This window comes from Reyranella aquatilis (assembly GCF_020880995.1).
In the GTDB taxonomy this organism is placed as follows: Bacteria; Pseudomonadota; Alphaproteobacteria; order Reyranellales; family Reyranellaceae; genus Reyranella; species Reyranella aquatilis.
In genome coordinates, this window is sequence record NZ_JAJISD010000005.1 from 321,348 (window position 1) to 343,781 (window position 22,434).

At 65.0% G+C, this 22,434-nt stretch carries 13 protein-coding genes; 10 read left to right on the forward strand and 3 right to left on the reverse strand.

What is annotated here, in order from left to right:
* Window positions 1-185: 185 nt before the first annotated feature.
* Window positions 186-2,306, reverse strand: a complete 2,121-nt coding sequence (locus LJ725_RS14055) for a ParB/RepB/Spo0J family partition protein (protein WP_230551284.1) — start codon at window positions 2,304-2,306, stop codon at window positions 186-188.
* A 284-nt stretch (window positions 2,307-2,590) separates the two neighbouring features.
* Here LJ725_RS14055 and LJ725_RS14060 point away from each other — a divergent pair, with 284 nt between their 5' ends.
* From LJ725_RS14060 to LJ725_RS14105, 10 genes are all read left to right on the forward strand, one after another.
* The gene (locus LJ725_RS14060; RefSeq protein ID WP_230551285.1) at window positions 2,591-3,331 is read left to right on the forward strand and encodes a sigma-70 family RNA polymerase sigma factor; all 741 of its coding nucleotides are present in this window, start codon (window positions 2,591-2,593) and stop codon (window positions 3,329-3,331) included.
* Entirely contained in the window at window positions 3,324-3,953 is a 630-nt protein-coding gene (locus tag LJ725_RS14065; RefSeq protein ID WP_230551286.1) for a hypothetical protein, read from the forward strand. Before LJ725_RS14060 ends, LJ725_RS14065 begins: the two co-directional genes overlap by 8 nt.
* Entirely contained in the window at window positions 3,946-7,317 is a 3,372-nt protein-coding gene (locus LJ725_RS14070; protein ID WP_230551287.1) for an ATP-dependent helicase, read from the forward strand. Before LJ725_RS14065 ends, LJ725_RS14070 begins: the two co-directional genes overlap by 8 nt.
* 92 nt (window positions 7,318-7,409) lie before the next feature.
* Window positions 7,410-7,925, forward strand: a complete 516-nt coding sequence (locus LJ725_RS14075) for a hypothetical protein (RefSeq protein ID WP_230551288.1) — start codon at window positions 7,410-7,412, stop codon at window positions 7,923-7,925.
* A 1-nt stretch (window position 7,926) separates the two neighbouring features.
* Window positions 7,927-8,400: a DUF7665 family protein gene (locus LJ725_RS14080; RefSeq protein WP_230551289.1), complete on the forward strand. Its 474-nt coding sequence runs from the start codon at window positions 7,927-7,929 to the stop codon at window positions 8,398-8,400.
* Window positions 8,390-8,872, forward strand: coding sequence for a hypothetical protein (locus LJ725_RS14085; protein ID WP_230551290.1), 483 nt, complete (start codon window positions 8,390-8,392; stop codon window positions 8,870-8,872). The genes LJ725_RS14080 and LJ725_RS14085 overlap by 11 nt, the downstream gene beginning before the upstream one ends.
* Before the next feature lies 1 nt (window position 8,873).
* Window positions 8,874-10,229, forward strand: a complete 1,356-nt coding sequence (locus LJ725_RS14090) for a hypothetical protein (RefSeq protein WP_230551291.1) — start codon at window positions 8,874-8,876, stop codon at window positions 10,227-10,229.
* A 109-nt stretch (window positions 10,230-10,338) separates the two neighbouring features.
* Window positions 10,339-12,147, forward strand: coding sequence for a DNA recombination protein RmuC (gene rmuC, locus LJ725_RS14095; RefSeq protein ID WP_230551292.1), 1,809 nt, complete (start codon window positions 10,339-10,341; stop codon window positions 12,145-12,147).
* A 447-nt stretch (window positions 12,148-12,594) separates the two neighbouring features.
* Complete coding sequence (locus LJ725_RS14100; RefSeq protein WP_230551293.1) at window positions 12,595-13,065, forward strand: thermonuclease family protein; 471 nt, start codon at window positions 12,595-12,597, stop codon at window positions 13,063-13,065.
* 175 nt (window positions 13,066-13,240) lie between these two features.
* Entirely contained in the window at window positions 13,241-14,854 is a 1,614-nt protein-coding gene (locus tag LJ725_RS14105; RefSeq protein ID WP_230551294.1) for a DUF4236 domain-containing protein, read from the forward strand.
* Window positions 14,855-14,884: 30 nt separating this feature from the next.
* Here LJ725_RS14105 and LJ725_RS14110 read toward each other — a convergent pair whose 3' ends face one another.
* Both LJ725_RS14110 and LJ725_RS14115 read right to left on the reverse strand, forming a co-directional pair.
* Entirely contained in the window at window positions 14,885-16,264 is a 1,380-nt protein-coding gene (locus LJ725_RS14110; RefSeq protein WP_230551295.1) for a coiled-coil domain-containing protein, read from the reverse strand.
* Entirely contained in the window at window positions 16,261-22,335 is a 6,075-nt protein-coding gene (locus LJ725_RS14115) for an AAA domain-containing protein (RefSeq protein WP_230551296.1), read from the reverse strand. The genes LJ725_RS14110 and LJ725_RS14115 overlap by 4 nt, the downstream gene beginning before the upstream one ends.
* Between the last annotated feature and the right edge of the window lie 99 nt (window positions 22,336-22,434).

A 22,434-nucleotide genomic window follows, 5' to 3' on the forward strand; every position in this document is an offset into this window, starting at 1 on the left:
TCGAACCGGAAGGCGCTCTCTCTGGACCCCGCCGGCTCAAACCCGTTCCGGCCGTCCTCTCCCTCTCGCCTTGCACCTCGAGGCTGAAGAGTCCCTCAAAGGATGAAGCCCGGCACAGCGGCCGGGCTTCATCCAAGGATTGGCGGCGAGAACGAGGTGAACGAGGCTACTCCGCGCTGTTCCTGCTACTCGGCGGCAATGGCAGCCGACTCAGACTCGTCCGTCGCGGCATCTCCGTCGCCGTCGGCGAGGAAAGCAGGAAGCTCCTCGGCCGGTTCTGTAGGCGTGTCTGACACGTCCACGCCGTCGGCGAGCCGCAGCGGCTCGGGCAACCAGCCTGTGCCGTCGAGCAGCCGCTCGGCCTCCTTCGCCATCTCCGTCTTCTTGAGATGGTCGATGAGCTGCGCGGCCTGGTCGCCCTTCGCCTCGCGCACCGCCTCCAGGATCCGGGGCTTGGTGACGCGGCCGAGATAGTTGTCGACGGTAGGCCGCCAGCCAGCCTCGACCATGTCGAGACCGACGGCACGGGCCAGCCGGTCGGCCTGGGCGATGCGCTGTTGCACGCCGTGCGCCGAGACGCCCGGTCCGCCATAGCGGTCGCCCTTCTCATAAAGGGCGTTCACCCCGAACGACACGCAGTGCGCGAGGAGCGCGGCGCGGCGGCTGTCATCGAGGGCAGCTAGCCAAACCCAAAGGGCCTCGTCGTTTTTAGGCAGCTCGGCTTGCCAGGCCTCGTGGCGCTCGGCGACCGCTGCAGCGGAGGGGCCGTCCTTGAGGTCGGCAGCCTGCACGGGAAAGAGCACATGCCGCACCGAGGCTTCCAGGCACGCAACCGGAGCACTGTGCTGGAAAGTGTCGAGGCAGAGCTTGTGCAGCAGCGCGGTCAGGGCGACGTGAGGGTTATTCGCCACCGCATCGCGCAGGGCCAGTGTGCGATGAGCCGTCAGCTCGCCGAGGAGCCGCTCCGGCAGCGGCTTGATGGCATCGTCTTCGCTGTCATCGTTCTCCTGCTGCTGCCCGCCGATGGTGATGACCGCGCGAGGCGGAGGGGCGTCTGGCTCACCGCCCTCCGCGGCACGAGGCTCATTTTCAGTATTGTGGTCGGCAACAGATACCGGCAGCTCGTCTTCCGGACGGACATAGCCCCGATCCACGCCAAGGCGTCCGTCGACGTCGATGCTGACGAACACGCCGGCACGCGCGATCTCGGCCGGCGCGTAGCGGACGGGACGGCTCTCGAAGCCAGCAAGCGCCTCTTCGATCTCGCCCAGCCGCGCGTCGACCTCGTCCGGCAGCTCGTCGGCGCCTTCGTACTCGCTCTCGAGCTTGGCCTGCTCGGCGGTCAGAGCGTCGAACGTCGCCTGTTCGTCGAGCGTGAGTACGACCTCCACGCCGTCGAGCCGCCGGAGATGATGGGCATGGCCGTACCGGAAATCGACCGCCACCTCGATCCACTTCCAGCCTTCACCGGCGATCTTCTCGGCTTCGGCCGCCAGCTTGTCGGTGGCCAGGCGATCGAGCAGAGCCACGTCCTGGAGCCAGCCGCCCGCGTCATCCTCGAATAGGTCGCGCAGCACCACGCCCCCTGCCGCCTCATAAACATCGAGGCCGACAAACCGCGCCCGGCGGTCCGACGCGCGCACGGCGCTCTCCGTGAGCTGGCGGCGGATGAAGTAGGGCTCCTTGTCGTAGGACTGCTGCAATGCCTCCCAGACCTGCTCCTGCCGGGCATGGTCGGTGGTGACCGTGAAGGCCATGAGCTGCTCCAGGGTCATGCCGTCCTCGGCATAGATCCCGAGCAGCTTCTCGGAGACCGAAGCCAGGCGCAGCCGCTGCCTCACCACGGCAGGCGCGACGAAGAAACGGGCGGCGATCTCCTCCTCGCCGGCGCCCTGGTCGCTCAACGTCTTGAAGGCTCGGAATTGGTCCAGGGGATGCAGGGCGACGCGCTGGACGTTTTCGGCCAGCGAATCCTCCTCCGCCGAAACCTCGACCGCGCGATCGCGCACGATGCAGGGGATCGGTGCCGTCCTCGACAGTCGCTTCTGCTTCATCAGCCGCTCGAGAGCCCGGTAGCGGCGGCCGCCGGCGGGGATCTCGAACGTGCCGGTTTCGGCGCCCTCGGCATCAAGGACCGGCCGGACGTTGAGGCTCTGCAGGAGTCCGCGCCGGGCGATGTCCTCGGCCAAGTCCTCGATCGAGACGCCGGCCTTCAGGCGCCGGACGTTGAAGTTGCTGAGCACCAGCTTGTTGAAGGGGATATCGCGAGAGGCGCTGAGGGTGATCTTCTGTACGGCCTTTGCCATGAGGGATACTCCACGACGGACAGCCAAGAGACCCTCTCTCGACCTCCAATCCGTCACGGAAACCGGCGCAGCCCTTTCACTCTCCCGATGGGAAAGTCAGGAAGCGAGGCCTTTTCGGCTGATCGACGACGGCCGCGGAACCTCGGCGAACTCTCCGTCAAAGTGTATAGTTGCGGCAGGCCTGCACCTTGAAGCCGTAGCTCAACAAAAATCTCCGGCCGCGTTTCCGGTTTTCCGGAGAGCTTGCGACTTGGGTACTGAGGGGCTCAGCGTGGAGACTTTGAATGGAAACACCAAAGGAGACGGACGAACCGAAGCCTGATCTGAGGGGAGCGGCCGGTTCTTCACTGTCGCCACAGGCTGCCAGACACCTGGCGCAGGTTGAGAGCGAAGCGGCTGTGTTCACCACCATGGCCCCAGATGCGCTTCGCACGAGACTGCACGAGATCATCGCTGGGGCGACGCCCTACTCTGCCGAGGCGCTCGTTCGACTCTGCCGCCTTGCGCATGAGCGTCGTGACCGCCGCATGATGAACCTTGCTGCTGCAGCCCTCGTTAAGGTCGCGACGCCTCTCCTTCTCTCCCAAGCCCGTGCCCTGGGCCGGGAGGATCGTGAAGATCAGGTCCAGAGCATTTTCACCCAGCTCATCAGCGAAATCCGTGCTGGCAGGTCGGCACATGCAGAACGCTTCTTTGCGGCCTACACGAAGCGGCGGTCGATATCCCTCTTCCGGAAGCGTAGGGCGACCATGGAGGGAATGCACCAGCGCCTCGAACCGGCTGAGAATGTGGATCCCTTGGACTACGTTGCCAGCCCGGTTCCCAGCCATGGAGCACGGGTCTGGGTCGCGAAGGCCATTAAGAAGCTTCCGTCCAAACTCAAGGCACCCTTCATCCAGTACCACCGTCTTGGCCTGACACAGGAGGAGATCGCTGCTCACCATAGGGTCGACGTCCGGACCGTGCGCAACTGGCTGAAGGAGGCCGCCATCGCAGTCGGACTGAAAGGAGACGATCATGACTAAGCAGCCGCACGCACCCGAGCTCGATACCATTCTCGATGAGTTCGCGGGGCTGCCCAATCCGCCGGATGCCGAGACCCTTCGCGCGTGGATCGGGAAGTACCCGCAGTTCGCTGACGAGATCATCGACTTCGCCACGGATTGGATCGAGATGGAGGCAGCTCCAAGCCAGCGCCCTTCCAATGACGAGGTGGATATGGTCGCTAACCGGACCATCAGCCGCATCCAGACCTTGCTGGATGCCGGAGAGCGGCCGGAGCAGCTGACGGATCTCAGCGCGGATATCCGCGCTGCCGGACATGATCACGAGACGTTTCAGCGGGCGATCGGCATCGACCGATCGTTGCTCGACTCCCTCGTTGCGCGCCTCGTGAGACCTGCAACGCTGCCCGCGCGGTTGGTGCAATCCATTGCGACCGCGCTCGGCCGCTCTCTGGAAAGCGTACGACAGTATCTATCCCTTCCAGCAGTGCTCGGGGCGGCCCATCGGGCTCGAGGACGCCCGCAGACGAACCAGGCAGATTTCGCGTTTCTAGTGACACACTCACAGTTGAGTGAAGCCGAGAAGGCCGTATGGTTGGCAGAGCCACCAGATCCGGAGCTTCGGGAACGGCCTAATGGATAGTTTTGAGGCCGTGCGGAAGCTGGCGCGCGCAAAGCACGAGGATGCGAAGGTGCGGGCAAGCGGCGGAACCAAGGCGATCGCGTTGCTTCGCGCTGCCCGGGAAGTAGCCCCTGCGTCGGTGCAGCCGCTCCCTCCGGAGCACCCCCTGCTGGCAGGCGGTGATGGCGCCCTCCATCGCAAGGACGGCGTCGCGTCCATCTATATCTCATCTGCGTTGACGCCTGAGCTAGCCGCGTACGTCGAAGCTCATGAGTTCGGACACTTATGGATCGAGACACCGGACGAACCGGCCGTAGTCGCCAAGGGCTCCGATCCCGGAGGGCCGGAGCAGAATTCACCGCTCGGGCTCCGACGGGTCCAGGCCTATAGCCCGCAGGAGCTTCGCGAGCGCTATGCTAACGTCTTTGCGCGTGAGTTCCTTCTTCCAGGCCAGGATGCCCAACAGCTCTTCCGCTCCGGCAAGTCGGCCGTCACAATCGCCCTTGAGCGTGGCCTTCCTCTTGGGCTTGTCTATCAGCAGCTCGCCGTTGCGCTGCTCTTGCCCGATGCTTCGGACCGGCCCGGCAGCGAGACCGTGGAACGGCCCGACCTCGACCCGTCACAGAGGAACGCCGCGGAGCATGAGGGCGGCCCGCTTCTAGTGGAAGCGGGTCCAGGCACGGGGAAGACGCGCACCTTGATTGCCCGCATCGAACATCTGCTGGCCAGGAATGTGCCAGCGCCGTCCATCCTCGCCCTAACCTTCTCCAACAAGGCGGCCCGGGAGATCAGGCATCGCGTTGCAGCAACCGCGCCGCAGGCCGCGCCAGAGATCTGGGCCGGGACGTTTCACGCCTTTGGCCTCGAATTCTTGCGCAAGTTCGGACACCTCGACGGCTTGCCAGAATCGATACGCCTGCTCGACCAGGCAGACCAACTTGCCCTTCTGGAAAAGGACTTGCCCGCACTCGGTCTCGACCACTATCTCCGCCTCCACGAGCCGCTTCTTGAGCTTCGCTACATTCTCGGTGCCATCTCCCGCGCGAAGGACGAGGTTTTCACCCCCGATGACTACGCTCAGGCCGCGCACAACATGCGCGCCAACGCGGATGGTGACCCCGAACGGATCCTACGCGCAGACAAGGCCGCCGAAATTGCCCGCGTCTATGCGCACTACGAGAAGCGCTTGCGCGACGAGGGGCGGGTCGATTTCGCCGACCTCATCAATCGGCCCATCGAAATCCTGCGCAGCCACCCAAATGTGCGCGACGAGCTGCGCGGCCAATACAGGCATCAGCTCGTTGACGAATACCAGGACGTGAACCGTGCAAGCGCCCTATTGTTGCGCGAGCTCGCCGGCGACGGAGCCAACCTGTGGGTTGTGGGCGATGCCCGGCAATCCATCTATCGCTTCCGGGGCGCTGCGCCATCCAACACAATGAACTTCGAGCAGGACTATGCGCGCGGGACGCGCACGGCGCTTGAGATCAACTATCGCTCGCGCAAGCAGATTGTCGATGCCTTCGGCAGTTTTGCAGCGCGCATGCGCGTTGGACGCTCATCGCGAACACAGCTCACCGCGCAGCGCGGTCCGGGTGTCGATGCTGTCGACATGAATGTAAGCACCAACCGGAATTCCGAAGTTGCGGGAATTGCCGCTGCCATTGACACTCATCGAACGGCCGGCCGCGCCTATGCCGACCAGGCGGTGCTCTGCCGGACGCACTCACACCTACAGCGCATCGCAGCAGGGCTTGAGGCCGCCGGCATACCCATTCTCTACCTCGGCGACCTCTTCGAACGGAATGAAGTCCGCGATCTCCTTGCCGTTCTTTCCTTCGTAGCTGAACGGCATCGCGGCGGCCTCTTGAGGGTCGCGACACTTGCCCCCTATCGCATGCCGCTCACCGATGTGCGCACTTTCCTTGCCCATTGCGCCACCAGCGACACGATACCCCCGGCGGCGCTGGCCGATGTCGAGCACATCGCAGAACTTTCTCCTGAGGGGAGAGCTGCCCTGCGACGCCTCGGCGCTGACTTGGTCACAGTGGGTTTCAAGACGGGGCCAGGGCAGTTTCTGTGCGACCTCCTCTTCGAGCGAGGCTTGATCCGTCACTACCTGGGCGGCATGACTCCGGCTGACCAACAGAAGCGCTTGGCGATCCACCAGTTCCTGCAGTTTGCCATCGAGAATGATGGTCCCGGTCCGGGCGATCCCAAACGACGCCTGCTCGACTGGATCCGTCGGCTGGAAGTGTTTGGTGATGAACGAGCCCTCCGAGAGACACCAGCTGCTGTCGAAGGCATCGACGCCGTACGATTAATGACCGTGCACCAGAGCAAGGGCCTTGAGTTCAAGGTGGTGCATCTCCCGACCCTCGGTAGACGATTGTTCCCGTTGCAGCGGCAATGGGAGCGTTGTCCCCCGCCTGAAGGCATGCGTGCCGGGACGGCGGAGGATGATCACGCAGAAGAGGAGGAGTGCCTTTTCTACGTCGCACTCGCGCGCGCCAAGGATCATCTCTCATTGTCGCGTGCCGAACGATACTCGGATAAGCAACGATCCAACCCCTCGAAGTTTGTAGAGGCGATCCGAAGCCATCTGCCGCGACCGCCTGATGCTGCTCCGACCTGGACGGCGCCACTGACGGCCACTGAAGCCGCGCGCGACCGTCCGGATCTCAAGGTGTGCGACCGCGAACACGACGCCAGGGACATCGAGCTCTATCTCAAATGCCCGCGCAGTTACCTTTATCAGGCGGTTCTCGATCTCAGCGGCTCCCGCGTCGACAACGGCTACGTCCGCTTTCATCGTACCGTTTACCGCGTCCTGCACTGGCTGTCCGAGCAAGGTGGTCAAGCATCCGAAGAGCATCTCGCAACGGAATTCGAGGCGCGTTGGGCGGAGACCGGGCCATCCGACCACCCTTTCGAGCCTCTCTATCGCGGAGCGGCCACGCATATTCTCGGCCTCGCCAATGCACGACCGCGCCAGGGCGTCCGGTTCGGCGAGACTCTCAGCCTGAAGCTGGGCCAGTATACCCTGCAGGTCGTAGCCGATGAGATTGAAGTGGAGGGCGCTGGCTTCGTGGTCCGCCGCCTTCGTAGTGGCCGGCCTCCAAAAGCCAAGGACCAGCGCCATCTGCATGCCCTGATTGCCCAAGCCGGCCGTCAGACGCTGGGATCCGGCGCGCGTTTCGAGCTCCATTATCTCAGCACCAACCAGCCGATCGATGCAGCTTTCGCTGCAAAGACGCTAGCCGACCGCCTGGATGAGGTACGTGACGCGCTCGCGGCGATGGAGGAAGGCCGCTATCCGGCAGAGCCGTCCGACGACTGCCCACGTTGTCCGCACTACTTCATCTGCGATTCCGTGCCGGACTGATCGAAGCGCTTTCCGGTTTTCAAGGTGCGCTGCGACTAACCCTTCAAAGCCTCCCATCCGATTGGCGGACGGGACCACAAAAGGGTTAGTTTATGCAGTCCATCGACATCTTCATCCAGAGCGAGCACAGCCCCGATATTCGGGCCGGCGTTGCCGAGCCGGTCCAGAATCTCGCCGGCCTGCTCGCCAAGTTCGAGCCGCCCATCGTCCTTCAGGACGGGCAGTTCATCTTCCTCGAAGATCTCGCCGCTCCTCTGGAGCCGGACGCCATCGTCGAGGAGCTGTTGCCAATGTGCCCCGACGAGCAGGGCATGGCTTCGGCGCTGCGACTCCATATCAGCCGCTGCCGCCTCGTCGAGGTGTCGGTGCGCTTCAACGCCGAAGAGGCCAAGCGCCGCTTCGCGCCGGGGGCCACGATCGCCCGCGTCCACCACTGGGCCGCACGCCGCGCCTTCAATCTCTCGCCGCGCGATGCCGCCGAACATGTGCTTCAGATCCGGGGCACCAACGCGCGCCCCGACCGCGACGTGCATGTCGGAACGCTGACCGACGGCAAGACCTGCACGGTCGCCTTCGACCTCGTTCCCCGCAAGCGCGTCGAAGGCTGACATGCCGGCCCACACGTCAGTCGATGAAGCTGTCTTCCTGGCGCATCTCGCCGGCGGCAGCTTCCGCTTGGGCGCGGCCGCGGGTCGCTGGCGCTCCGTCTCGCTGACCTGGCCGCACGCCGTCTTCGGCGTGCGCGCTGCGGACGGCATCGAATATGGCCTTCGGTTCGAATGCGCAAACTATCCACAGACGCCGCCGACCGCGCGCCCGTGGGATGTCGCACGCGATACGCCGCTCGCCCCCGAACTCTGGCCGACCGGGCAGGCGCGTGTCCCGCTTGCCTTCAATCCAGGATGGAAGAACGGCTCGTGCCTCTATCTACCCTGCGACCGGCAATCCATCGAGGGGCACGCCAACTGGTACAATGAGCATCCCAGCCTGATCTGGGATCCCTCAATCGGCATTGTCCACTATTTGCGGATCGTCCACGAGCTCCTGAACTCGGGTGACTATGGGGGACGTCGTGCGGCTTGATCCTCTTCTGCGTATTGCGCCCTCTCTATGGAGCGACGTCACCACTCAGCTCCACCACCGGACCGAGGGCCGTCATGAAGCAGGGGCCTTTCTGCTTGGCCGCAAGGACCAGGCCAGCCGCACGGCGGTCTCTGCCGTCTACTATGACGCGCTGGACCCCGATGCCTACATGAGCGGCGTCTGCATCCTTCATGCTGAGGCTTTCGGCCGGCTGTGGGACAGGTGCAGCGAACTCGGTCTCAGCGTAGTTGCCGACGTGCATGTTCATCCTGGCCGGGCCGGCCAAAGCCGGTCGGACCGTGAAAATCCGATGATCGCGCGCGCCGGGCACCTCGCGCTCATCCTGCCCCGCATGGCCCGCCCGCCGATCCGGCGCTGGTCGATCGGGCTCTACGAATACCTGGGCGACCACCGCTGGCGCGCGCTCGGCGGGTGCGGCGTGGCGCGCTTTCTCAAGATCGAGGAGCACTGAGATGACTGGGCTCGACACCCTTTCTGACGAATTGCACCGTCTGGTGAAGATCGCGCTCGATACGGGAGAGGCATCCACTATCGACGAGGCCACGCGCATCTTCGCAGGCTACCAGATCCAGATCGCCCTTGGGCCAGAGGTTGCCGCCAATCCGGTGATGCAGGCAGCGGCGCTGACTGCTGTCAATTGCGGCGTGCGCAGCTTCCTCGGTGGTGTGACCGTCCTCGGCGCCGCCGGTCCGCTCCGCGTGAAGCTGCCCTTCTTCTTCGACATGCCCTCTGCCGTCGCCGGGCTGGGCGGACACTTGACGGAGCAGCTCGCCCCTGACGTGCCAACGCTCGTCATCGGCGACGTTGAGTCCGGCCAGCTCGAACCGCTCGCGTTGCGCGCGACCTTCAATCATTGGTGCGGGGGCGTTGTGCCCGCAGCCAATGGGACCCGGCTTGCCGAAGCGGGGACCTTCACGCCCGCCGGTGTCTTGGCCGGGGCGCTTGGCGTCGCAGAAATCTTCCAGCGCCTTCGCGGCGGGCTGCCCATCGCCTGCCGGCGTCACATTGGCCTCGATCTGTGGCAGCCCGAACGCGACTGGCGGCGAGGCGGCGAGGCGGCGCCGCTCGACCGTCTGCCTTCCCGCGCGTGGCTGGTTGGCATGGGAAATCTCGGCCAAGCCTATCTTTGGACGCTCGGCCTGCTGCCCTATGCGAACGCCACTCCCGAGTTTGTTCTGCAGGACACCGATACGCTCTCACCCTCGAACCTCAGCACTTCCATGCTGACAAGCGCCCCAGCGCTCGGGCAACGCAAGACCCGTGCGATGGCCGCTTGGGCCGAGGCGCGAGGTTTCAAGACGGCGCTGATCGAGCGACCGTTCGCGGCCGACTTCAAGGTCGATCCGCGCGAGCCGCCGGTCGCCCTAATCGGCGTCGACAACGCGCTTGCACGCCAGGCCGTCGAGGCTGTTGGATTCGAACGGATCATCGAAGCCGGCCTGGGCCGCGGACCTCAGGACTTTCTCGGCATCGACCTGCATACTTTTCCGGCGTCGAAGCCTGCGCGGGAAGTGTGGCAGGAGATCGCCACTGCTGAGGGCGACATTGCACAACCTGCCTATGCGGCGCTTCTCGATCAGTCCAAGGAGCGGTGCGGGATCGTGCGGCTGGCTGGCCGCTCGATCGGCGCGCCTTTTGTTGGAGCGGTCGCTGCGTCCCTCGTTGTGGCCGAGCTGATCAGGCTCTGCCTAGGCGGCTGCCGCTACGAGTATTTATCTCTGCATCTCCGGGAACTCGCGGGCCGAACAGCGGTCCAAGGCAAAGCGTGGGAACCGCACAATCCCGGGAGCATCAAGCTTGCCGCCTGATCGGCGGCGGCAAGAGCCGTGGGCGGCGAATCCGAATTAGCGGAGCCGACTACAACCATGATGCGCAGGACGGCCAGATCGCACAATATTCGCTGTTGGGGAGGGAAGCATGCTGGACACTGCATCAATTGTGGCCATCGGGCTGGGGCTGATCGCCTTGGGCATCGCCTTGCTTAGTCTGTTGCGCAGCCGCGGCGCGGCCACACCGGAAGGTCTCACTCGTGAACAGGTAGCCGAACTGTTCCGTAGCGAGCACGATCGCCTCCGCGGCACGCTTGACGAGTTGTTCCGCGCTGCTCGAGAGGAGTTGTCGGGGCGCCTGGACACAGGCATTGGAAAGGTCGAGGGTCAGGCGCGCGCGACCCAGGACAAACTCGATTCGGAACTTGCGAAGTTGGCGACGGAGGCTTCTGCTAACCGCGATCGCTTACGATCGGCAATCGAGGAGCGTCTCGAAAAGTCCGGAACTGCTCAGGGGGAAGCGGCCAAGGAGGCTCGCGCCATCCTTTTCCAGGCAATCACCGACCAGGGCAAGGCGGCGATTGACTTAATGGCCCAGATGGGTGCCCAGCAAAAGGAACGGCTGGAGACTGCTGCGGCCGAACAAGCGACCGCCGCCAAGGAAACGCGCGACAGTTTGATTCAAGCTGTTACCGATCAGAGCAAGGCGGCGATTGACCTGCTGTCCCAGATTGGCGGCCAGCAGAAGGAACGGCTGGAGAGTGCCACAGCCGAACAGGCGACCGCCGCGAAGGAGATGCGCGACGGTCTGATGCAGGCTGTTACCGATCAGGGCAAGGCGGCAACGGATCTCCTGACCCAGATCGGCCAGAACCAGAAGGAACGCCTCGACACGGTCTCGACCGGGCTCACCGACCTGACGAAGGAGCAAGGCGAGAAGCTTGAGGCCGTCCGAAAGGCGGTCGAGGACCGGCTGGAGACGCTCCGGAAGGAGAACAGCGTCAAGCTCGACGAAATGCGTCAGACCGTCGACGAGAAGCTTCAGTCGACGCTGGAGACGCGCCTAGGGGAGTCGTTCAACCGCGTGGTCGAGCAACTCGAGCGCGTCCACCATGGCATTGGAGAGATGAAGTCGCTCGCGACCGGCGTCGGCGACCTGAAGAAGGTGCTTTCGAATGTCTCGGTGCGCGGGGCGCTGGGCGAAATTCAGCTTGCCCGGCTGCTGGAGCAGTTTCTCTCGCCAGAGCAGTATATCGAGAATGCCGTGGTGCGGGAAAACTCCCAAGAAAGAGTGGAATTTGCGATCCGCCTGCCTGGCCGCGACGATGAGAACGAAGTCCTGTTACCGGTCGACGCCAAGTTTCCGCAGGAGGACTACCAGCGGCTGCTGGAGGCCGCAGAGAGCGGCGATGTCGATGGCGTCGCTGCGGCATCCCAGGCGCTCGAGGCGAGAATCCGGCAGTTTGCCGCGACGATCCGCAGCAAGTACGTCGTACCGCCCCGCACCACCGACTTCGCCATTCTATTCCTGCCGACGGAAGGCCTCTACGCGGAAGTCCTGCGCCGCCCGGGCTTGTTTGAGAAGCTCCAGCGGGATCATCAGGTGACACTTGCGGGGCCGACGACACTGACAGCCTTGCTCAATGCTCTCCAGATGGGGTTCCGGTCGCTCGCCCTTCAGAAACGGTCGAGCGAAGTATGGCAGGTGCTGGGGGCCGTTCGGACGGAGTTCGGCAAGTACAACGGCGTCGTCGAGAAAATCGGCAAGCAACTCGGCACCGCCGCCAACACGGTCCACGAGCTGGGACGCCGCACGCGGGCTATGGGGCGTAAGCTGCGCGACGTCGAGACCTTGCCCGTTGCCCAAGCGGAGGCGTTGCTGGGCTTTAGTGGCGATGGAGTCGTCGATTCCGACGATCCTGAGGAGGTCCAGGGCGACGAATCCGATCAGGCCTAAGGAGCCGCAGCGTCAGTGCGAGTGCCAAGATCGCCTGAGAACGTCGCATCGAAGGCTGGCGACCCAAGCGTCGACACCCGATACCGGCGGACTGACCGATGAGCTGCGCTCCCAAGTCCTCTCCGCCTTCATGAGGTAGGGCGGACAGGCGATTTCGAGCGTCCAGGCAGAGGAGCGGATGTTCGCTAAGCTCGAGAGCCCGGCACTCATGCAAGGCGTCAGGTCATTGCTCTCGGCAGAGGCAGCGGCGGGCTTCGACGATGCCGGTGCGTGGGGCGCGTTTGCCGGCTGTTCAGGAGTTTCGTCGAACGCATCTCCGGCGCGGCTTGGGCTCAGACCCCTGGAGTAACGCGTATATCTTAGCGTGCCGCGTCGATGAGCTGCTATGCCTTGTCGATTGCAACCCTTGGTCCATAGCAAGTATAGGTAGAGCTGGTACTGTTAACCATGCGATGGCTTCTTCTCCTCTGGCTGCTCGATTTGACTTCGATTTCCCCTACACCGATCAACGACGATTCGTGGATCGGCCGGGCCGAGATCGTCGACGGGGACACTATCCGCATCAATGGGAGCCGGCTGCGGCTCCTTGATATTGATGCTTTCGAAATGGCGCAGAATTGCCAAGACGCCGAAGGAAGGGACTACGCCTGCGGGCTGGAGGCTATGCTCGCGCTTGACGGCCTGATTGGGAAGCAGGACGTTCGCTGCTACGGGAGGGAGCGCGACCGCTATCGGAGACCGCTGGTCAAGTGCTGGGTCGGCCAAACAGAGATCAACGCGCGAATGGTTCAACAAGGATGGGCCCTTGCGGAGTATGCGACCACTTATCAAGTCGACGAAGCAGTCGCCCAGCGCGCGAAGGTAGGCGCGTGGGCGGGTACGTTCGAGCGACCTCGCCAGTGGCGACGCCGGCGCTGACTGTCGGCCCCCTCTTCGCAAACACGTGGCGCAGACCGTGACGTCCGGCCGCTTCGGCATGTGACGCCGAACGCCAGCGCCGGACGCCTGTCTGACGCAGGTACTTTACGCGTGGGAAAAACGACGTAACGTGATGCAGGGGGCCACAGCGCTAGCGCTGTGGGAAGCACGCGCAATGCCGTTCTATCTTCGTAAGTCGGTCAGTGCGGGGCCGTTTCGGTTCAACTTCTCGAATAGCGGGGTCGGCGTTGCCGTCGGCGTACGCGGGCTTCGCATCGGCACGGGACCTCGTGGCCATTACATCCATGCAGGTCGGAACGGCTTCTACTACCGGGCATCCTTGGGGCGCGCCGGCGAGCGCGTACGCAGATCACCATCCGCGCCTCCACTGCCACGTCCTGTCGAGCAGGAGGCGTCGGGCGTCACCATGGTCGAGATTGAATCGGCCGACGTGCTTGCGATGCAGGATGAAGAGTTCGCCGATGTGCTCCAGGAGATCAATGACAAGAGCCGGCAGGTGCGGCTCTCTACCGCTCTGGCCGTCATTTCGGGGTTAGCGGGCATCAGCGGCGCCCTCGTCATGGGGCCGTCGGGGCTGCTGGTCGGCGCGTTCGCGCTACCAGGTTACCTCCTTGGCCAGTGGCTCGATTCCTACCGGCGGACGACCGTGCTGTTCTACAACGTGGACGATGACTACCAGCGAAGGGTGACGGAGCTGACGGCCGCCTTCGACCGTCTCGCCGAATGCAGCGCGAAGTGGCATGTGCAGGCAAGCGGAGCCATCTACGATACAACGATTCGCAAGCGAAATGCCGGTGCATCCCGGTTGCTGAAGCGTGCAACAACAGGTTTGGTGTATCGCCTCCCGGCCGTTATCCGGAGCAATGCCACGCCGCCTGTGATGCAGGTCGGGAAGCAAAGCCTCTATTTCTTTCCGGATGTCATCCTGATCGAGGACGGAAGCCGGTTCGGCGCCGTCGCCTACGGAAATCTCGCCGTCAGGGTCGAGCCGTCCCGTTTCATCGAAGAGGACAGCGTCCCGCGTGACGCCCAGATCATCGATCATACGTGGCGGTTCCCGAACCGCGACGGCGGTCCTGACCGGCGGTTCAACAACAATCGCCAGCTTCCGGTCTGCATTTATGATTCTCTTTATCTCACAACTCCCCAAGGATTGAACGAAGTCCTCCAGTTCTCACGTGTCGGACTTGCAGACACCTTCGCACAGACCCTTCGCGCGATGCCTCCCAACGCATCGCCCCGCTCGGTGGCGACGGCGCCCTGGGGTGCCACTCCTCGTCCGCAAGCCACAGCGGAGCCCGATGAGCCCGTAGCGCAGCCAGCAAGCAAGGGACGGGGCTGGCGTGTAAAGACGGCATTGGCTGCCGGCGTCATCTTGGCAGTGGCGGCTCTGTGGCGATCGCCTTCGCAAGTGCCGGTGGCAGAAAGCAATGGACCGGCGGCGCCCACATCAACTTCGCCGGCACCGGCGCCCGCACCGGAGGCATCGCCGGCGGCGGCACCGGCACCACCTGTCAATGCACCGCCCCAGCCGGCGGCGGCTGCGCCGCAGATCGGTGAGAATGCGCCGCTGACGCCGGGTGAGGTGCGTGACCTTCAGGCCCGGCTCAAGTCCCTGGGGTTCGACCCCGGGGATATCGATGGCATTCCAGGTCCTCAAACAGCGGCCGCCATTCGCCGCTTTGAAGCCTCCCGGTCGTTGACTTCGACGGGAAGCGTCGACCGCCGCACGCTCCAACGGCTCAAGGGGGCTGGGCCATCCCGATAGACGCACCTCTTCGGTCCGAGGCGGCTGCCCCTATAGGCTGCGCGAGACCGGGCCGCGGGTTTGGGCGTCGGTTGCGTCGTGGAGAGCGCTCTCGAAGGCAACGGTTTTCACGGGTTGCGCGCCCACCTCGACGGCACGTTCGATCTGGAGATCGCCCCCCCGTTCGGCAAGGAGGGTTTGAAGCGTGCCGAACTCCGAGCACCAGGTCGCCTCATGGTCGCGATCGCGCGCGGCGCTACGCGGTTGCATCGGCGTCTGGGCTCCCACCAGGCGCACCTGAAGGCGGGCCGCATCTGCCGGTGCGGCGAGCTCGACGCCGTAATCCGTCATGCCCGGCTTGCGTACGACCAAGCGTCCATCGCGCGCCCATGCGGTCGCCATGGTTTCACGCACCTCGTAGCCGAGTGTTGCGAGGCCGGCCAAGACCGCGCGGCGGCGAGCCGTCGCGGTGAGCTGGCGTTCCGCCTCATCGATCGTGGCCCGCGCCGCCGTTGCCAGAGAAGCGTCGAGGGAGGCGTCGGGTCCTGCCAGAGCCGCTGCGATCGTTTGTACGGCATCGCGCGCCTCCGCCGTTGAATAGGCGCCCAGGGCGCCCTGAAGCTCGTGGAGTTCCTCGCGCAATGCCTCCGCAGCCTTCGACCGGTCCAGAGCTGCACGGGCGTCGAGAATGAGGCTGTCCGTGAGAAGACGCCGTTGGCTCGAAGATGCCTCGGCTGCGATCGCGGCTGCCCGCCTGCCGAAGGCCTCGATGGAAGAAGCATCGCCGCGAACTTCGAACTCGGCCAAGACCCGATCAAGACGCTTGGTCTGAGCGTCTGCCGTGGCCGGCTGTCCTGCGAGCCATTCCGCGAGCGAAGTCGCGTTGGTCCCAGCGCCCAGCCGCTTGGCAAGCTCTGCCTGTCCCTCTGTCACGCCACCCGCCGCTTCTGCATAAGTCGAAAGTGCCTTGAGCGCCTGGTCGAGGACGCGCCGGCAGGCATTGAGCGCCATGTCGTCGGCGGCAAGAGCCCTCGAGACCACATCACGAAGCTCGGCTGAAGGGGGCTTGCCGCTCGCCTCGAGGGCAGCGATCAGGGTTCGTGCCGCATCGGAGACCCGGCGGCGACGCGACTTCGCGGCTTCGATAGCAGCTATGGCCTTGCCTTCCAGCCGGGTCGCTTCCCCGTTGAAGTACTCGGCCTGTGCTACCGCCTGGGGCTGGAGGTCGTCGAAACGTCCCTGCTCGAGAAGCATCTCGAGTTGCTGGCGACGGCTCGAGAACGCCGCCTCGAGCGCCTTCTCCTCGAGATCGAAGCGGCGCAGCGTCCTGCGCACCTGCGCGATGGCCGCATCGACGGCGGCAATCTGCCGTCTCCCGATGGCTTCCAGCTCCTCGCGCGTGACGACGCGAACCACCTTGGGACCGCTCATGACTGGGCTCCTGTCGCTATTGCGGCGTGAATCGCGCTGGATAGCCGCGTCTGTTCTTCGCTAGGACGGTGAAACCAGGCGTGCGACGAGACGCGGTGCACTGACCCGATCGCCCGCTTCAGAATGGTCGGCCGCCAGATCTCCCGCGCCCGTGCCCTTTCCAGCAGCGGATGACGCGGCGCATCGCATTCGATACCGATGCCGAAGAGCTTTGTCCGAGGATCTTCGATAGCAAGATCGAGCCCAAACGCGTCACCGTCGGTCGCCGAGATAGGCGTGAACCCAAGGCGCCGCACGAAGTCGCGGACGGACTCGGAGAAACCATCGCCTACTGCCGCCTGAGCCAGCGTGACGGTCGGCGCCGGCGACAGTTTCGACGTGGCCGCGCGCGCCACATCGAGAGCCCCGGAACTCACCTGCTCCGCGTAGTGGAGATAGGCTTGCAGGTAGTCCCTCGGCTTGTTCGCTTGCCGGCCGCTTGAAAGCCAGTCGGAGATATCGGCAACCGGCATCGAGGTCACCAGCACGACCTTCTGGCGCGCGCGCGTCACCGCGACGTTGAGTCGTCGCTCGCCGCCCGTCTGGCTGAGCACACCGAAGTTGCGTCGAAAGGTGCCGCGCCGGTCACGGCCAAAGGTCGTCGAGAAGATGATGATGTCGCGCTCATCACCCTGAACGTTCTCTACGTTCTTCACGAAGAAGCCCATGTCTTCGCCGTTCTGCTCGCGGTCGCGCTCGCGTTCGAAGGAAGCCGCGAATCGCGGATCGCTGGCGGCACGGAGATCGATCGCCTCTTCGATGCGGTCGGCCTGCTTGCGGTTGAACGTCACCACGCCGACGCTGGGAGGCGTGTCGGCCCGGCCTGCCCAGAGCTCGGCCAGCAGGCCGACGATGGCCTCCGCTTCCTCTTCGTTCGACTGATCTTCATAGACGCCGTTGACACGCACGACCTCGATCGGCCTCGCCCGCTTCACCTCGGTGTCAGGGTGACGGGCCGGCACATTGAGGTCGCCCTGATAGTAGGCCGAGTTCGAGAACGCGATCAGCTCGCGGTACTTCGACCGGTAGTGGATTTGGAGGCGAGAGGTCGGCAACGTGCCGCGCCCGAGCTGGAGCAGATCGGGGCAATCCTTGACCTCGCGCCGGTTCCAGGCCTCCGCCTTCGCCAGCCGCTCCGCCTCGGTCGCGGCTTCATCCGTGAAGTCGAACTCGTCCGCGCCGTCATCGTCGCCGTCGATCCGCGTCGCGAAGAACGAGGAGGGCGGCATCTGCTTCTCATCACCCGAGATCAGCACGCGCCTTGCCCGAAACAGGGTCGGCAGCGCGTGCTCGACGAGCATTTGGGAAGCCTCGTCATAGATAACGATATCGAACAGGGCGGCCTTCAGGGGAAGAATGCGGCTGGCGACGTCGGGATTCATCAACCAAACCGGCCGTAGGTGCATGAGACCGAGCTCGGCTCCCTGATCGATGATCTCGCGGAGCCGGCGGGCGCGCGGGCCGGTGAGGCGGGTTATGTTGTCCCAATCTTTTAGTGGCGCAAGACGGCTGCTCTCCACCCCGAAGCGAAGCACGTCCCGATTGAGGGATTGCAGCTCGCTGTCCAGCTGCGCAAGCTGCACCACCTTGCGTTCGATTTCGGCCCGCTCGAGAAAGAGCGCGGGGTGGGCTTCCTCGATGCGCGCCTTCCACGCCAGGTAGGCGGCATGACGCAGAGAGCGACGAACGACACCCTCGAGTTCCGGTGTCGGTACCGCGCGCAGCGCCGCCGTCGATCGGTTGAGGATCGCGAAGGCGTCGATGACCTTGGGCGGAAGCGTCGAGGCCCGCAGCCGGAAGCGCTGATAGGCCTCGAGCGTGGGCAGCGCCTCCAGAATGGGCCGCAACGCCGCCGGCTCTGGTGTGCGGGAAGCGATCGTGGCGGCCTGGTGGCTCAGCCAGTCGCGGGGAAACCATTCCGTCAACGCGCTCAGGCGCGCAAGGCTTTCCTGCCGCGCAGTGTGCCGCGCCATGGCACCCCGGAAGCGAGCCTCCAGGCGCTCGAATGCGGAAGCGGCCGCCGCCACCGCCATGGCCTCGGCATCGGCCATCCGGGGGCATGCGAAAACCGCGCCCGCGGCCTTTGCGACTGTTTCCAACTGAGCCAGGTGACCGCGGAGCTCGACCTTCAGGATATCGATCGAGGGCAGCGCTGCGGGCGCCGCGATGCCGAGCAGCGTGCGCAGTTGATCGACACGTTGACGAACCGGACGCAAGGCGACTTCGAGCGCCACGGCGTTGCGGAACTCGAGCATGCGATTGGTATCGATGGGTTCGCCGAGTGAGGCCAGGACGGATCGGATCCGACGGACGCGCCCCCATCGAAAGAAGTTGAGGCGGCCGAGGAAGCCGGGCGTTTCCGTGGCTTCGCCCACGTCAGCGAGGTGCTGGCGCAACGCAGCCGGCGAAAGCGCGCTGATCGGGCCAAAGAGAGCCGCATCGTGGGCCTTGCTAGGAAGGGCCTCGAGCGTCGAGAGGTATTCCCGGGCCATGGCCATCGCCTCGCTGCCCGTGGTGGTGCCAGAGCCGCTCTGCCTGAAATGCGGAAGCCAGTTTGCAAGCGCTCGCCTGTCAGTCTCGGCCATTGACGAAAATAGCGGTCGGTGCGCGTCGAGCCAGTCGAGGCACGGCTGAGGCGTGTCGGTGTCGAACGCATCGGGATGCGCAGCAAGCGCGGAGCCCCGAGCCTCTTCGGCAGTGACGTAGGATGCGAAGGAGCTCGCTACGTCGGTTGCGACCGTCTCGTCGGCGGCGAACGATCTCAGGGCGGCCAGGGCGCTGTTCTCATACGCGGCCGCGAGCCACAAGGCGGCGAGCGGGGCGCAGGCATCCTCGACGGTCGAAAGCGTCGTCGGGTCCAGACCACCCAGCAGGCCGCGCAGCGCAGCGATGTCCAGCACCGGGCCTTCCGCTTTCACTTGCATCAAACGGCCGAGGACCTGGCGGTAGCTCAAGCCCGTCGAATCCTCCGTGGCATGCAGCGCCGCATGATGTTGGTCGACATCGCGCTCCAGCGATTCAATGCGGGCCGCCTTCTCGTCGCGCTGTCGCCGCAAGCTCCGGGCGCGCTCTCCAGGCTCGCTCCGAACAGCGGTCAGCTGGTCACGCAGGGCACGTATGACCATCTCGCGGTCTTTGGTGGTGTCGACGATCAGAAAGCTTCGATCCGCCAAGCCTTCCGCATCCAGGCGCTTCTTCACGACCTTGAGGGCCGCCTGCTTCTGGCAGACGACGAGCACGGTCTCGCCGCGTCCGATCGCATCGCCCACGACGTTCACGATGGTCTGGCTCTTGCCGGTGCCTGGCGGCCCCTCGACGAGAAGTCCGGGAGCGATCCGCGATCGGCGGACGGCGATCTCCTGGGAGGGGTCGCTGGCGACAACCGAGTAGTTGTGGCTCTCCGATCCTGCCGCCAGATCGGCCGGAACCGGTGAGGTCTCGGAGACGCGGATCATAACGTCGAGCGCGGTGTCTGAGACAGACCGCCTGCCGATGTCGCGCAGGTCGGCGGATACCGATTGACCAGTGAACTCGGCGTTGAAGAGCGTCGCCGCCGGGATCAGATCGAACACGGCGCCGCCGCGCGCGGGGGTGCTGGTGGGGAGCCGTACCAGGCTGCGCGCCCGCGGAGTGGCCAGCGCCCCGAACACGTCGATCACGTCGCCGATCTTGATCGAGGGCCGTGCCAGCAGCTCGCGGTGCGCCTTCTGCCACTGGACAAGGCGAGCCGGGCCAAGAAGACCCTCCAGCGCCGGATTCAAGCGCACTTCCTTGCGCTCGCCGTCAAAGGCGAGGGTGGCCGCGCGGCGGCCGGCGCCGGCCTGAAGCTCGATCGTGACCGGCCAGAGAAGGACCGGTGCCAGCTTCATCGACGGGCTGGATCGCGACGAGGCAGCCCGGGACTCGGCGATCATGAGGAAGGGAAAGCCTAGTGTGCGCCCGTCGAGGCCGGTATCGCGGCGGAAGGTCGAGGCGTGGCTCACCAATCGGCGAAGACGGCTATCGAGCGCGTCATTGGTGGCGTAGCTCGCTGGGTCGAGCAGCCGCGGAGCCTCGTCGCCCGTCAGAACATGGTTGAGCAAGGCGTCGGCCGTGGTGGTAGCGGTTCCGAGCTCGAAGAGGTCGACGCGTGGCGTCGTTTTGCCGATCACAAACTTTACCAGGGGGCCGCGGGCGATCGATCCGGAGACCCGCTTCTCGAAGTGCTCGAGCAGGGTCTTCACGTACTGTTGCTTCGGCGGCGGCTGCCATTGCTCAAGCGGAACGCCGAGCAGGGCCGCCGCCCGCGGCAACGGCATGCGGTGCTCGACACGGAAGGCATCCGCCCAGTCGTCGATGCGCTCGATACCGCATCGTGCGAAGTTCGCGATGCGCTCGTCGACAAGGGCAAAGATCTCGCGGCGCGACATCGAAAGAAGCGTCCCGACAGTGGCCTTATCGAGGGGCACGCCCACCTGCGCCGCGAGTTGCAGCGCTGCATCCACGATCGAGGCCAGCGGCACGTACTGGTCCTTCGCTGCGCTCACCAGGATGATGAGGTCCTCATCGGATAGCTGCGAGCGGTCGAGGATCGTCGCCAGCCCCGAATGTTCCGAATCGGGGTAGACACGCCGGAGGGCGTCGCGCTCGGCCTCGAGCGCCGCCCGAGAGCTTGCGAGCACCGCAACACGCAGCTGATCCTCGTCGAGGGCGACCTCGAGCAACGCCGCCCGCTCCCGCACGGCCGTCACGCGCAATCCCATCCGGACGAGCCAGTTCTCCCGGCCCATGCGCTCGAGATGATCCATGATCTCGCTGGTGATGAGGACGTACCCGTCGGCGGGATGAGTGAGCAGCCAGTTCGGGGTCACGATCTCGCCGCGCATGGTTAGCGGCAGCGACTCGTTCAGCACCATCAGCGCCAGGCCGTACCGGAAATCCGCGGCGATGCTGGCGTCTGCCGTCACGCGGCGGAGTTCAGCCACCCTTTGCGCGTCCGCCCGAATGGTATCGAGCCACGTCGCGACGCTGCCCCGCAGGACGAGAGCCTGGCCTTCGTCCCAATGGCTGGCCTCCGCAGCCGCCAGCGCGAAGGCCGCCGGCCGAGTATAGCGCTGGCCCGCGAGCATGATCGGTGCAGCATCGGTCTCTTCGCCATCGCCTCGGTGCTCCGGCGGCGCCTCGACTGGCTCACCAGCCAGCCACGCCCGAACCTCAGGCGATGACCACCGGCAGAGCGGATCTCGGGCCAGCAGGCCGCGCAACAGCAAGCGCAGATCGGAGGGAAGCTCGTCCGGCAGCGAGATGCCGCGGGTCACGACATGCAGCCGGAAGGCCTGGTCGTTAACGTTGAGAAAGCAACAGCCCTCGGTCGCCTGCTCTAGCAGGATCATGCCAAGCGACCACCAGTCCGACGCAGCGCTCACAGCGCCGACGATCGCCTCGGGCGCCGAGTAGCGGGTGAGCTCCAACGGCGCGACCGCTTCAAGATCGAAATCGGAGAGACGCGCCGAGCCGAAGCCGGTGATGACAAGGTCGAGCGGATCAAGCGAACGCAGCCGAATGTTCCCGGGATGAAGGTCGCGATGGCGCAGCCCCCATTGCGACAGGCTTGCGAGCGCTTCCGCCAGTTCCGTGACGAGGACTCGCAACAGCTCCGGCCGGCCGGCGGCAAAATAACCGGCCTCCTGCAGCGTCTGCCCATCTATCTGTTCGGAAACCTCGTAGGTGCTGTCCTCATACCGCCCCGTCGCCAGGAGCGCTGGTATATAATCGCGCGGCAGCTTGCGCAGCACCTCGTACACGGCCGGGTCGGGTTCCGCGCCATGCTGATAGAGAACAAGGGAGACCTCGGGGCCGCCGCTTTCGTGCTGGGCGGCGAAGCTTTCAAAGCGCACATCGGGCACAAGAGCCGCTTGTCTGCGCAGCAGCCGCCACCCGTCGATGATCGTTTCCGTCGGCGGCGTATCGGCGGATTGTGGTTCATCGTCGACGGGAGCCGCTCCCTCGCGGTCTGCGCCGCAGATCAGGCAAAGCTCGTCGCCCTCGCCCATGGCATGGCCATTGTGGCATTGCGGGGCCGGCAGAGGCGGTGCAACTGGAGGCTCTCCCTCCTGGACCGATCCGCGCGAATAAATCGGTTCACCCGTGAG